Raw genomic sequence first — 14,868 nt, forward strand, 5'->3', positions numbered from 1 at the left:
AAAATAATACGATGGTACTAAAAAGTAATTTCTTGAGCTTCCTTAACCAATATTAAGTTACTGTCCTCTAAAGCATTATTTATAAATTCCTCAATGTCGGTATTCCTCTGTAAACCGTTCTTAAGCAAAACCCCCAACGAAATAATGGTGGCAATGCGGGTTCCCACTTTTTTGGCAGCGGTGTTAAACAGGGGTTGCAATTCATCAAAACTAACTTCGTTTGCCAATTGTTGAATTTCTTCTTTAGCCTTTAATTGCTTAGCTTCCGGAAGGTTGGTGTATTTTTTTCCTAATTGCTGAATCACATCAATGGCTTTTCGTTGTGGTTGCGATGTGTTGTTATTTTGCTGAACAGGCTTGGTTTCCGGTTGCTTTTCTTGTTCTTGTTTCGCCCACGTATCGCGCAGGCCAACGGTTTTATTGAATACCAATTTTTCTGCGGAAGCATCGCTATCTACATTAAAATAGCCCAAACGTTGAAACTGGAACCTATCGCCCACTTTCGCACTTTTTAAACTTGGTTCTACAAAAGCCTCCAAAATCTTTAAGGATTCTGGGTTTAAAAATTCCATAAAATCCTTGTCTTGGTGGCTATCGGGTGCTTCGTCCATAAACAAGCGGTCGTATTCCCTAACTTCCGCTTTAATGGCGTGTTTTATAGACACCCAATGCAAGGTGCCTTTTACTTTTTTGGAAGTATCTTCCGAATAGGTACAATGAATTTCGGTTATGTTTCCATCAGAATCTTTTACAACACTTTCACCCTTAATGATGTAGGCGTTTTTTAAACGCACCTCGTTTCCTAAACTTAAACGGAAATACTTGCTGTTGGCTTCTTCCTTAAAATCGTCTTTTTCAATATATAACTCGCGTGAAAATGGCACTTTTCTAAAACCGGCACTGTCATCTTCTTGGTTGTTTTCAGCATCCAACCACTCCTCTTTTCCTTCGGGATAATTAGTAATTACCAGTTTAACAGGGTCTAAAACCGCCATAACGCGGGGTGCGGTTTTGTTTAAATCCTCTCGGATACAGAATTCTAACAGCGACACATCAATGATATTATCGCGTTTGGCAACCCCTACGGTTTCAACAAACTTTCTAATAGCATTTGGAGTGTAACCCCTGCGGCGCAACCCAGAAATGGTAGGCATTCGTGGGTCGTCCCATCCGCGCACAATGCCATCTTCCACCAATTTAAGCAACTTACGTTTACTCATAATGGTATAACTTAGGTTTAAGCGCGCAAATTCGCGTTGTTTTGGCCTTATTAAGTTTGGATCTGTAATCTGGTCTAAAAACCAATCGTAAAGCTCTCTGTGGGGCTTAAATTCCAGCGAACACAACGAATGTGAAATCTGTTCGATATAATCGCTTTCACCATGTGTCCAGTCGTACATGGGGTAGATGCACCAATCGTTGCCCGTTCTGTGGTGGTGTTTTTTTAAAATGCGGTACATAATAGGGTCGCGCATCAACATATTGGGGTGCTGCATGCTTATTTTAGCACGTAAAATGTGTGAACCTTCGTGAAATTCGCCCGCTTTCATGCGTTGAAACAGGTCTAAATTTTCGGCAACCGTTCTGTTTCTGTAAGGGCCATCAATTCCTGGTTGCGTTGGCGTGCCTTTTTGTTCAGCCATCGCTTCACTGGTTTGCGAATCGACATAGGCTTTTCCTTCCTTAATAAATTGAACAGCCCAATCGTACAATTGCTGAAAATAGTCTGATGAAAATAATTCCTTATCCCATTTGTAACCTAACCAAGCTACATCTTCCTTAATAGCATCTACATATTCCTGCTCTTCCTTGGCAGGATTGGTATCATCAAAACGCAGGTTTACGGGCGCGTTGTATTTTTCGCCAAAACCGAAACTAATGCCAATAGCCTTGGTGTGCCCAATATGCAAATAGCCATTAGGCTCGGGCGGAAACCGGAAACGAAGTTTGCTCTGCGGCATGCCGTTGGCCAAATCTTCTTCTATAATTTGCTCTAAAAAATTGAGTGATTTTCTTTCTTCAGACATAAAATGTATTGCAATGGGTAATTAAACAAAAAATATTGGGCAAAATTAGGTAATTTTACCGACTTAAAACCGCATCTCATGGGAATTATAAAAGTTGAAAACATTCGTCTATTTTCGCATCATGGCTGCCTAAAGGAAGAGACCAAAATAGGTAGTGAGTATCGTGTAGATTTGAAAGTTGAAGCGAATTTACAGACCTCGGCAAAAACAGATAAACTTACTGATACTGTGGATTATGTTCTTTTGAACCGAATTGTAAAAGAAGAAATGGACATACCCTCGCAACTTTTGGAAACGGTTGCAAAACGCATTTTAAACCGTATTTTTAAAGAAGACCAATTGGTAAAAAAAGCAACCGTTTGGGTACGGAAACTAAACCCGCCCATTGGTGGCGATGTGGCCTGTGTTGCAATAAAAATGACCGAAAAACGTAAAAAATAAATTTAAGTTAGAAAACGTATTATTTTTTTTATATTTGCACTCTCAATAAATGTATTGAGATTCCTTTTTTAAAGGAATTTATGGTGTCGTGGCCGAGTGGCTAGGCTCAGCTCTGCAAAAGCTGCTACAGCGGTTCGAATCCGCTCGACACCTCTTAAACCTTCAACTGTTTGTTGAGGGTTTTTTTTATGGTAAATTTTTAAGAAAAATTAATTAAAGGATAGCACTGCTTGTTGAAGGTTTTTATCGTGAATTAATTAAACCCTGAATTCGATTAATAAATTGATAAATGACCCCGTTACCTATCCTGCAAGGTTTTAAAAACCTTGTAGGTATGTTTTTGGTTGCATCAAGTATTTATACCGATACTTCACAAAACATAGTGTTATTTCATTAAGAATACGGGATTTGCCTAAAGACTTCCAATTACTGCTAGATATATATAGAAATTGTTATATTAAATAGGGCTTATCTTTTCCAGTTTTTCTTTTATGAGTTCCTTTTCCTTTGGAAAAAAACCTTGAATTAAAAGCAACACGCCAAAACCTAGGATAACCAAGGCGATTATTTTTTTGGTTTTAAATATAATACGTGGTGTTAAGCGGCTCTTCAGTTTTTTGGCTAGGAGCATTTTAATTAAATCGACTAAAAAGTAAACAATGAGTATGGTGCTTAAAAATACAAAAACCCCGTCTTTTGAACTGGTAATGGAATTGGCTATAACAATAAACGCTACCCAGCCCAATAAAACGCCTATATTGATGAAATTGAGCAGAAATCCTTTTAAAAATAGTTTTCCGTAGCCTCGTTTAATTTCAATTTTATGATATTCCCTAACAATTGTTCGAAACGACTTCGATGCCTTGATAAATGAAATAAACCCGTATGTAACCAACAATACCCCTCCGAAGATTAAAAAACTAGGGTCGTCCTTTATGGTTTCCAAAAGTTTATTGGTACTAAAAAAAGCCACCAGAATGAAAAAAATATCGGCCAACATCACACCGCAATCAAAAATCAAGGCACTTTTAAAGCCTTTTGTAGCGCTGGTTTCAAGAAGCACAAAAAAAACCGGCCCAATAGTGAACGCTAATATAATTCCAAAGGGAACGGCGGCTAAAATATCATCAAACATAAACTATTTTAAGGTTTACTACAAAGTAAAGAAAAAAAGGCGTGTTAAACCATAACACGCCTTTTAAACTGCAATAAAACTAAACTACTTGAATGAAAATTTTTCTATCTACAATTTAAAATTGGCTTCTAGGGCCGTTACCGAACTACCGCCAACAAATACTTTAAAATCGCCGGGTTCTACAATAAATTTGCCTTCATTATTAAAAAAGCCAAGTTCATCTTGAGTAAGGTTGAAGCTAACTTTAACTTCTTGATTGGGCTCTAAAGCAACCATTTCAAAGCCTTTTAACTCTTTAACGGGTCTGGTAACGCTTGCAACCATATCGCGAATGTAAAGCTGCACCACTTCCTTACCGGCTACTTTCCCAGTGTTTTTTAGGGTTACTGATACTTTAAAAGTTTGGTTCGCTACCTTTTCAACAGACAAATTGGTATAAGAAAACGTGGTATAGCTTAACCCGTGCCCAAAAGCGTACAAAGAGGTATTGCTCTCATCCATATAATGCGCCCAAAACACTTCATTTGGTGCGGGCATAACGGGACGCCCCGTATTTTTATGGTTGTAATAAATGGGTATTTGCCCTACGCTTCTTGGAAAGGTCATGGGCAATTTTCCGCTGGGGTTATAATCGCCATATAAAACCTGAGCAATAGCGTTACCGCTTTGCGTGCCCAATTGCCATGCTTCAACAATAGCCGGTATATGGGCATCGGCCCATGGAATGGTTAATGGCCGTCCATTGTTCAAAACCAATACAATATTTTGGTTAACATTATAAACGGCTTCCAAAAGTGCTTGTTGTACCCCGGGCAAGCCTAAATCTGTTCTGCTACGTGCTTCGCCACTGTGAAAACCGTGTTCACCTAAAACCATTACCACCACATCGGCCGTTTTAGCGACTTGAACAGCCTCGGAAAAACCGCTTTTGTCGGTAGTATTAATAACAAGTTCTAAAGGAAAAGTTGATTTGCCCAATGTTAAATCGGCGCCTTTTGCAAACGATACTGTGTTCCCTGTATAGTTCTGCATACCTTCCAGTACCGAAATAGCTGTATCATCCTCTGCTGCCAATCGCCAGCTTCCTAACGGACTCGTTTTATCGGAAGCTAAAGCACCAATTAAAGCTATTTTCTGTCCTTGTTTTTTTAGTGGTAAAATCGATTTTTCGTTTTTAAGGAGTACAATCGATTTTTTTGCCATATCTAAAACAGCCTCATGAATTTCTTGACTTCCAGTAACCTGTTTTTCAACGTCATTGTTGCAATATCTGTAAGGGTCATCAAACAAACCAAGTTCAAATTTCACTCTTAAAATGCGTTTTACGGCATCGTCGATAACCGCTTCCTTAACACGGCCTTCTTTAACTAAATTTGCCAACTCATCGATATAGGCATAAGATTCCATATCCATATCGGAGCCTGCGTTTGCAGCTAGTTCGGCAGCGTGCTTTTTGTTGATTGCATGCCCATGTGCCATCATTTCTTTTATAGAACCCCAATCGGAAACCACAAACCCATCAAATTGCCATTTGTCTTTAAGAATCTGGCGTTGCAAAAATGCGTTCCCGGTTGCAGGAATACCGTTTAATTCGTTAAAAGAATTCATAAACGTTCTAACGCCTGCATCGGTTGCTGCTTTAAATGGTGGAAAAATGACATTGTACAACGTGGAAGTACCCACATCGACCGTATTATAATCTTTCCCAGATTCGGCAAAACCGTAACCTGCCCAGTGTTTAGCACAGGCAACAATGGTTTCGGGAGCGGTTAAATCGTCGCCTTGAAACCCTTTCACTCTGGCATGGGCAATTTTACTTCCTAAAAACGAATCTTCACCGGCACCTTCCATAACGCGCCCCCAGCGGGCATCCCTGGAAATATCGACCATAGGCGCAAATGTCCAGTTAATACCGGCAGCCGAAGCTTCTTTGGCAGCAACTTGCGCCGATCGTTTTATGGCTTCTAAATCCCAACTCGCAGCTTCGGCCAATGGGATTGGACTTAGCGTTTTAAAGCCATGGATGACATCAAAACCAATAATTAGCGGAATACCCAAGCGGGTTTCTTCAACAGCAATTTTTTGTACTGCACGCACCTCATCAACCCCACGAACATTAAGCATGGAACCTACATATCCCTTTTTTAGGTGCTCGTATTTTTTGGCAGCATCACCCGTTGATGGCGTTGGCCCCGTAACATCCCAAAAACCATTGTATTGGTTCATTTGGCCAATTTTTTCTTCCAAAGTCATTTTTGAAAGTAAGGCTGAAACCTTTTTTTCTATTAATGGGTTTGGTGTGTTGGCATTAACTGCATTGTTTTTATTTTGTGCGCTACATGGTGCGAGAATTAGCATCATCAAAATACTAAACACATTGAATACATTGTTCATTTTCATAATTATTGATATACTTTAACATAATCTACTTCCATAACCGACTCGGTAAAATTTGGGTCGATGGTGAACCAACTTCCCCCCATGGCTACATTTAAAATGATGAATTGTGGTTTGTTAAAAGGCCAAGTACTACTATTTTTAACGGCTGGTTTATAGCTATATTTAACGACATCATCTATTAAAAATTTAAGTTCGTTTTCAGTCCACTCTAAAGAATAGATATGAAACGCAGAAGCATAATCGGTTATGGTTGTTTCACCTACTTTTGTATTGGCGCAACCGCCAGAGCATGATGGCGTATGGGTTGCACTGGATATTTTTGTTGGGTTATAGCCCCAATGTTCCATGATATCAATTTCGCCACAAGCAGGCCACCCTGCGGTATCGATGTTTGCTCCCAGCATCCAAATAGCAGGCCAAGTACCAGCACCAGTGGGTAATTTTGCTCTTACATCTATTCTGCCATAGGTAAAATCGAACTTTCCTTTGGTTAATAACCTTGCCGATGTATATTCAGCACCCTGATAACTTTCTTTTTTAGCGGTAATTTTCAAAACGCCATTTTCAACCTTAACATTATTGGTTCTGTTGGTGTAATATTGTTTTTCGCCATTGCCCCAACCACAATTATCTGGACAGCCGTTTCCTATGTTGTAACCCCATTTTGTTGCATCGGGAACACCATCGGTATTAAATTCATCCGACCATATTAATTGAGGGCCCTTTGGTGCCACATATACCTTTATTTTTTTAAAATCACTTATGGCATTGCCGGTGCTGGAATATGCAAAAACGGTTATAACATAGTCGTTTAAACCTTCGTTGGTACAGGTATAATTGAACGTACCGGTTGTATTTTTAACTTCTGCTTCACTACCAATTTTAAAACCATACGTTACCGCATTTATGGCCGTAGCGTTACAGGTAATTTTTCCAGAGCCATCGCCATTAAGATTACTACTATTTGCACCCAAAACATCAATTTGCAAGGTTAAACTTTTAGGGATGCTATTTTGCGGTTCGTCCTTAGGGGGGTCATCGCTACCTCCTGAACAGGATAGTAGCATTATAAAACCTATTTGAATGATATAAAGCATTGTTCTAGTCATTTGTTATATATTTAATTTCTCCATGATCGCAAGGGCTGTTCTAAATATGTATAGCACCAGCCCTCGTTACATGGGTTTTTTTATCTTTATTCAGGTATTAACCTAAACCACCAATCGAATTGGTTATTCCCATCTGTGGTACTTATTATCATTTCGTCGGCAGAACGACTAACAATTTTGTAGCTATGATTTCCGCCAATATAGTAGCCTATAAAACCGATGCCCGTTAAACTTAAGGTTTCCTTACCGGCTGGAGCTGTTAAAGCCCATTGTGCCGTATAAGAGCTAAATGGATACTGTTCCACATCGGCGCCATTTGTAGTGCCACCAGAACCTCCCAATTCATTGATAAGCTGTTCGCGACCAAACACAAATCCATCGGGACCAACATTATGAGTAAAGGTACCATCAATATTAAAAGTATAACGGTCGTCATACATGCCTGAATTTGCTTTATCGCCAGGCGCAGCTCCATAATATTCAAATTCTGGACCGCCTATGGAACCCAATCCAAAGTGCTTATTAATGTTTGAAGCTATTTTCCAGGTTCTGGAACTATTTGCTGTAAGCATGGTTAACAAATCGGCTGGAGGCGCATAAAGTGCCTGAACTTCAACCTCTATGGTTTTACTTGAAGACATGCCACCAGTGCCAAAAGCAACCACGGTAACTGCATATTTGTTAGTGCCCAAGGTTGTAAAAGTGTGCGTGGCACTTCCAGATTTTTGCAGCTTTGTTTGCCCTTGGATTACAAACTGATATGCCGTAGCATGATCTGCCTTTGCCGATAACTTGATTTCGCCGCTTCCTAAACCCGGAGCAGGCGACTCGACACCATCATCTAAATAAGTAACGCTTATTTCTATATTTGAAGGCGCTACAAGTTCTCCAATCGCTATATCATCATTTTGACAACTTGTAAATGCCAACGCTGTTAATAAAAGTAACCCTGATATATATTTTATTTTTTTCATCGTTCTAAATTTTAATTATGAAAGTAAAAGTTATCGATATAAACCTTGGCTCCGGAAGATTCAAAAATTAATTGTGTAATTGCTGAAACATCGGTGGTATAATTAGCTAAAGGAATATCTACACTCACCCAAGTACCCTTAGTAACACTAGAAACGTACTTAATATCTTCTTTTGAAGGGCTGCCGTCTGGAAACGTGGTATTAACCAACTTTAAACCAAGTGTGGTTGCATCGGGGGTAAAATAATCGAAATGCACATATCTAAACCCTGATAAATTGGTTGGGCTTCCATAATTGGTTACAATGCCGGTATAATTTAAAGATTCATACAACCAAACATTATTTCCGCCAATATTGGTAGTGGTTAACGTAGTAGTTTGGCCCCAATTTGGATTTAGCTCACTTATGGCAACATTGGTATAAGCATCGCTAAAAATCGATACAACACTACTGGCACTAAAAGTAGGCGTTGGTGCTGCAACGGTAGGCACAGTACCATCGCCATTGGTATAAAAATAAAGATTATCGATATATACTTTAGCAGATGAAGACTCAAAAATAATTTGGGTAATACCTGAAATATCGGTTGCAAACTTTGATAACGGAATATCTACACTTACCCAAGTTCCTAAAGCGACACTTGAAACATACTCGATATCCTCTTTTTGGGGGTCGCCATCAGGATACGATGTGTTAACCAATTTTAAACCCAGTGTGGTTGCATCGGGGGTAAAATAATCGAAATGCACAAAGGTTTTCCCTGTTAAATTAGTAGCATTACCATAATTGGTTACAAGCCCGGTGTAATTCAAATTTTCATATAACCAGGTACTATTGCCTTGGATGTTTACCGTAGATAAGGTGGTCGATTGCCCCCAGTTTGGGTTTACTTCACTTAAAGCGATATTCGTGTAACTATTACTGAATATTGAGATAACATTGGCTTGTGGCGCCGTTGGAACAGGTGCGCTTACAATAGGCACGGTTGGAATGGCAGAAGGTTTATAAAAATAGATATTATCAAGAAATACCGTACCAGAGCCGTTTGCAGCCTCGAACTTAAATTGGAAAATATCGGCCATAGATAAGCCTTGAGATGTAAAATCGCTTAAAGGAATATCAAAGCTCACCCATTGGTCTGCTATTAAATTTTTAGTAACCGATTTTTCGCCGGTAGCTGCACTAATTGGAAAAATTTTAAGAGCCGCTAAATCGGCAGTCCACGCATCAATATGCAAATACACCATAGATGACGCATCAACGGATGTTCCAAAATCAATACCTTGATAGTTCAATTTACCGTATTGGATGATGTTATTACCACTTACCACAATTTGAGCATAAGTAGTAGCTTGACCCCAATTAGGGTAATAATTAACTCCCGAAACATTGGTATAGGCATCGCTGTAAATGGCTATTACCTCGGCAGCATCGCGTCGTGGGGGCGTAGTAGGATTGGTTATGGGCTGTAAGATGGCCGTTACCAAAAATTCCTTTATGTATTCGGTGGTTTGGATAGCACCACCTTTGGCCACAATGCGTATGGTGTAAGTACCGGCCTCTTGGTAGGTATAGCTTACGGTTTCACCTATATTACCAAGTACGGGTTCGGGTTTACCGGCTTCACCAAAATACACTTCGTAAAACATGGCAAAATCGGCTTTCACATTTACATTTACCTGTTTGGTTAAAGCGGCATCATTTTCAATGGTTACCACCAAATTTTGTGGAGCTTTAAACGATACAACAATGTCTTTTGAAACCTCGGTTTTTAATCCTGTAATACCAACCGCTTCAATTTTAACCGAATAGCTTCCTTCTGCATAGTTATGCTTCGCACTGGCACCTTGCTTCACTTGAATTGGCTCTGAGCCATCACCAAGGGTTACATTATATGAAACCGCTGCATCTGCATTGGGCGTAATGGTTACCAATCCTGTGTTGTCCTGAGTAATTTGAAAAAGAGCTGAGACATTTGATGGAGCCGCAACATTATCGACAAAACTCAAATCATTATCATCTTCTGTACAATTGATAAAGAAGAATAAAACGATGCCTAAACTAATTATATACTTTAATGTTTTCATATCTTATTTTTTAGTTTTCGTATCCTGGATTTTGTGCCCAAGTACCTCCTGATAATTCAATTTCTTGAATAGGAATGGGAAAAAGTTCATGTTTACCTGCTTGAAAACCAGGAATGGTTCCTGCTGCTCTGCCGGTTCTAACCAAATCGAAAAAACGGTGGCCCTCGCCTACCAATTCTACCCGTCGCTCTTTATAAATGGCGTTGGTTAGGTTGCTTCCTGTGGCTGCTACATTGCTTAAAGTGGCCCTATTACGCACGCGATTCAAATAGTTTTGGGCCCTTGTGTCGCTAATGCCACCACGGTTTAACGCTTCGGCAGCCATTAATAATACATCGGCAAAACGAATAACCCTAAAGTTGTTTGGGTTTGTAAGTGCTGCATCCGGACGGTTGGCATCGCCCAAACGTGCAATATATTTACGGTTGAAATAGCCTGTTTGCTCGTATCCAGCCGTTTCATCGTAACTGGCCGTTGGGTTATCGATAACCCATTGTTTGATATCCAAAATGGAATATCCCAATCGGATATCGCCCGGTTCAAAAGCATCTACCATATTTTGGGTTGGCACGTTAAAACTGTAACCAAAATCGAAAACAGGCCCCACATAACCGCGTACCCCATTAAAACCAACCGCGTAATTGCCCTCTAAACACTGAAAACAATCGTAGGAACCGCCATCAACATCCGAATATTGCACTTCAAAAACCGATTCGATGTTATTTTCATATTCGTTCTCCCACATTAAAGGCGCAATGGCTGTTGGCATCAAATCATAAGGACCCTTTGCAATTAAGTCTTCTAGAACAGTAGCCGATTCTGAAAACTTATCTTGATACAAATAGGCTTTGCCCAATAAGGCTTGTGCTGCACCTTTGGTAATGCGTCCTGTTTGGCTTTGCGTATAAGGAAGGTTATCGATGGCAAATTTTAAATCGTCTTCAATCTGTGCATAAATTTGCGCTTTGGGAGTTCGTTCCAAACCAAATTGATCGCCATATAAAATACGTTTATCAACAACCAAAGGCACATCGCCAAACCATTTAACCAGTTCAAAATAATAAAACGCCCTTAAAAAACGGGTTTGCGCAATAACACTTGTTTTGTTTGGAAAGTCGGTTTTGTCCTTAAATTCCATGATGTAATTGGTACGGTTTACGCCCGTGTACATCCAGGTCCAAATATTTCGCAATTGGGCATTTGTGGAGGTATGGATCATATCGTCAATTTCTTGGATACCTGGGGTATCGGTAGCGCTTTCGCCACCTGCAAGGGTATTATCGGAAGCGATTTCGGCAACCTGAAATTGTTGTGCGGTGGCCTGTAAATAATCATAGGCCGCTATTAATGCCTTTTGATAATCTTCTTCGGTATTGAAAAAATCCTCAGAGTTTTCATCTTGTGAAGCCACATCAATAAAGCTGTCTGAGCATGAGAACATGGCTAGAAAAGCGATTGAAACTAGGATATATGTTAATTTTAAATTTTTCATAGTAAGTAATTAAAGTTTTAAGTTAACTCCTAATAAATAAGTTTTAGCACTTGGATAAAACCCTTGGTCTATACCACCACCAAGCGGTGCACCACTGGAGGCCGTTGGATCGAAACCTTTGTATTTAGTTAATGTTAAAAGGTTGTTTCCAGATATATAAACGCGCAGCTTACTTATTCTGGAATTATCGGATACCTTAAAGGTATAACCTAGCTGCACATTTTGCAAACGCACGAAGGAGCCATCTTCAACATAAAAATCGGAAAAAAGGCCATTGGGCGTTGCCCCGTTGGAAACCCTAGGGAAGCTGTTGCTGGTGCCTTCACCCGTCCAACGTGCCAAATAGGAATTGGTTCTGTTGGTAAGTTGCTGGCCACGTTCGTAATTGCGAACAATATCGTTACCTATTGAAGAAAACGCATAGGCGCTAAAATCGAAGTTTTTGTAATCCAACGATATATTTAGACCCATGGTGGCATCGGGTAGCGGTTTACCAATGTTGCCTCTATCGGCATCGGTAATAGCACCGTCTTTATTGCGATCGACATATTTAATATCTCCGGGTTCGGGTATGATATCGCCCACAGCCGAATCGTTAATTTCTGCTTGCGTTTGGAAAATCCCGTTGGTTTTATAGCCATAAAAATAACCCATGGGGAAACCTGCCTGCATTCTGGAAGGGGCCGGTTGGCTAATACCGAAACCGCCACCGGTTAAAAAGCCTGTGTTGGTATCGACAAATAACACTTCATTTTTAATGTAGGTTACATTGTATTTAACACTAAATTTAAAATTTTCGCTAAAATTATCAGCATAACCAATAGCAAACTCAATACCAGTGTTTTCTACGGTACCGCCGTTAACAACGGGTGCGCCACCAGTACCAAGTAAGCCCGATACTTCCGGTATTACCAATAAATCTTCCGTTCTTCTTTTAAAATAATCGGTGGTAACATCAATTTTGTTATCCCAGAAGCGCATATCCAGACCAATATCGAAGGTTTTTTGTTTTTCCCATCTAATTTCTGGGTTGGCAATACCGCCGCTTGCAGTACCAATATATTCAATATCATTAAAAATATAAGTGCCTTCACCGTTTAACAAGGAAACATAACGGTAATCTGGAATGCGGTCGTTACCTAAAATACCATAAGACGCTCTCACTTTTAAAAGATTAATGAATGCATTGTTTTTAAGAAAATCTTCATCGGAAGCTACCCAGCCAATAGATCCGGAAGGAAAAATACCAAACCTGTTTTTAGGGCCGAATTTTGTAGAACCATCACGACGTACAACCGCTGAAAAAAGATATTTCCCCTTAAAATCGTATTGCAACCTAGCAAAATAGGACAACAACCTAGAATCGAAGGTTGCGTTTCTTCCCGTAAACCTATTGATGTTCTCAATATCGGAGGCTTGTTCCAAATTGGCATTTGCATAACTGTTGTCAATTATATCAAACCCTGTTGCACCGGTAAATTCGCCCGTTGTTTTAAATACCGAAGTCCCTAAAAGCACATTGATATTATGGATGTCGTTTATTTTATTTTCGTACTTAACAAATGCATCAAAGGTATAATCCTTATAATAGTTCAATCCTTCAAACACGCTGCTTCTATCCACATTGCTGTTTTTTCCGCTTCCAAAGTAAGCTATTGGATTAAAGGATTTTGAATCAACTTCAGAATAGTTAAACTGAATGTTGGATTGTGCCGTGAAATGATCGAGAAAATTATACGATAAACCGGCGTTTCCGCTTAGTTTCATCACTTTGCCCCTATCATAGGTATCGTCAATCTGCGCCAAGGGGTTTATAACTTCGCCACCCAAACCTTCTGCCAAGGTATAATTGCCGTTTTCATCATAAACTGTAAAGGTTGGCGCCATATTGATGGCATTGAAAAGTACCGAGGAATTCGAGTTTTCTGGAAGATTTCTTTTTGAAGTTCTCATTAAAGTTATTCCAGAAGTGAGTTTAAAATTCTCAAGAAAATCCAAATTATAACTCGCGTTATTGGTAAAACGGGTAAAATTTGATTTGCTGCCGCCCACAATACCATCTTGGGTTAAAAACGACCCGCTATATGAATAGGATGATTTTTTTCCACCGCCACGAAATGAAATATCATGGTTGGTAATGGGTGCATTTTCAAACACCAAATCTTGCCAATCGGTGCCAAGGCCTAAGTTAGCCAAATTTGCAAATGGTGGTGTGTTGCCACCTGCGGCAAAAGCTTCGTTTACTATTGCTGCATACTCGGTAGCATTTAAAACAGGTATTTTTCGTGTGGTTTGCTGAAACCCATAATACGTGTTATACTCTACGGTTATTGGCATTTCCTTACGGCCTGTTTTTGTTTTTATCAGAATAACGCCATTTGCAGCACGTACCCCATAAATACCAGCGGTGGCATCTTTAAGGATATTGATGCTTTCAATATCGCTTGGGTTTACAACGCTTAAGTCTTCAATAACGTTGCCATCGACCAAAATAAGCGGCCGGCTATCGCCATTTGTAGAAACCCCGCGGATGCTAATGGTAGAACCCCCACCCGGTGTGCCCGATTGCGAGGTAATATTAACCCCAGCAACCTGACCTTGAAGCGCTTGTTCAATACGGGTTGGTTTTAAAGCCTCGATATTTTCGCTAGAAACCACGCTTACCGCACCTGTAATTTCTTTTTTGGTTTGGGTACCATAACCAATAACCACCACTTCGTCGAGTTTTGCCAAATCCTCGGTTAGTAGAACGGTTAATTTAGCATTATTGGTAATAACCACTTGTTTGGTTACATAACCTATATAGCTAAAGGTTAAGGTACTACCAGTAGCTATATTGGTAATGGTAAAATTACCGTCAAAATCGGTAACGGCGCCTTTAGTTGTATTTTTAACAACCACGTTAACACCCGGAATAGGAAAGCCTGAGGTGTCTTGAACATTTCCGCTTACATTAATATTCTGTGCGCCAGAATAAGTTATGAAAAGCAATGTTAGAATTTTAAAGAGATAATGCCTCATAAGAATTTAGTTTTTTTAGTTTTCATAAAGTTAATGAGTTTAATTGAGGTATTATTATTTCAAACCGCAACAAATGATATACATCACAATAAAACAGGTTGTTTATTGTTAATACTTCAAAAAACAAAGCAAATAAGAGTATTTATGAAGCAAAAAAAGGTTAGTGAATAAATTGGTAAACC

The 14,868-nt window shown here is 39.6% G+C and carries 9 protein-coding genes and 1 tRNA gene; 2 read left to right on the forward strand and 8 right to left on the reverse strand.

Annotated features, from left to right (window positions below; genetic code table 11):
- Window positions 1-17: 17 nt before the first annotated feature.
- Window positions 18-2,027: a glutamine--tRNA ligase/YqeY domain fusion protein gene (locus GQO80_RS10450; RefSeq protein WP_157208307.1), complete on the reverse strand. Its 2,010-nt coding sequence runs from the start codon at window positions 2,025-2,027 to the stop codon at window positions 18-20.
- Between the two features lie 78 nt (window positions 2,028-2,105).
- Between GQO80_RS10450 and folB the strand changes: the two genes are divergently transcribed.
- Window positions 2,106-2,468 (forward strand): dihydroneopterin aldolase, encoded by a 363-nt coding sequence (gene folB / locus GQO80_RS10455; protein WP_157208308.1) that lies wholly within the window; start codon window positions 2,106-2,108, stop codon window positions 2,466-2,468.
- Window positions 2,469-2,550: 82 nt separating this feature from the next.
- Window positions 2,551-2,621: transfer RNA gene (locus GQO80_RS10460), tRNA-Cys, on the forward strand.
- A gap of 304 nt (window positions 2,622-2,925) precedes the next feature.
- Here the strand turns inward: GQO80_RS10460 and GQO80_RS10465 are convergent.
- The 7 genes from GQO80_RS10465 to GQO80_RS10495 form a co-directional block, all read right to left on the reverse strand.
- Entirely contained in the window at window positions 2,926-3,603 is a 678-nt protein-coding gene (locus tag GQO80_RS10465; RefSeq protein ID WP_157208309.1) for a LysE family translocator, read from the reverse strand.
- A gap of 108 nt (window positions 3,604-3,711) precedes the next feature.
- Window positions 3,712-5,997, reverse strand: a complete 2,286-nt coding sequence (gene bglX, locus GQO80_RS10470) for a beta-glucosidase BglX (RefSeq protein WP_394351003.1) — start codon at window positions 5,995-5,997, stop codon at window positions 3,712-3,714.
- A gap of 8 nt (window positions 5,998-6,005) precedes the next feature.
- Window positions 6,006-7,112: a glycoside hydrolase family 16 protein gene (locus GQO80_RS10475; protein ID WP_232333157.1), complete on the reverse strand. Its 1,107-nt coding sequence runs from the start codon at window positions 7,110-7,112 to the stop codon at window positions 6,006-6,008.
- 86 nt (window positions 7,113-7,198) lie between these two features.
- Entirely contained in the window at window positions 7,199-8,086 is an 888-nt protein-coding gene (locus tag GQO80_RS10480; RefSeq protein WP_157208311.1) for a PKD domain-containing protein, read from the reverse strand.
- A gap of 11 nt (window positions 8,087-8,097) precedes the next feature.
- Window positions 8,098-10,173: a hypothetical protein gene (locus tag GQO80_RS10485; RefSeq protein ID WP_157208312.1), complete on the reverse strand. Its 2,076-nt coding sequence runs from the start codon at window positions 10,171-10,173 to the stop codon at window positions 8,098-8,100.
- 10 nt (window positions 10,174-10,183) lie between these two features.
- A complete protein-coding gene (locus GQO80_RS10490; RefSeq protein ID WP_157208313.1) occupies window positions 10,184-11,665 on the reverse strand; it encodes a RagB/SusD family nutrient uptake outer membrane protein in 1,482 nt (493 codons plus the stop codon).
- 9 nt (window positions 11,666-11,674) lie between these two features.
- Window positions 11,675-14,686, reverse strand: a complete 3,012-nt coding sequence (locus tag GQO80_RS10495; RefSeq protein ID WP_157208314.1) for a SusC/RagA family TonB-linked outer membrane protein — start codon at window positions 14,684-14,686, stop codon at window positions 11,675-11,677.
- Window positions 14,687-14,868 lie beyond the last annotated feature (182 nt).

The sequence above is a fragment of the Mariniflexile maritimum genome, assembly GCF_009746565.1.
Lineage (GTDB): Bacteria > Bacteroidota > Bacteroidia > Flavobacteriales > Flavobacteriaceae > Mariniflexile > Mariniflexile maritimum.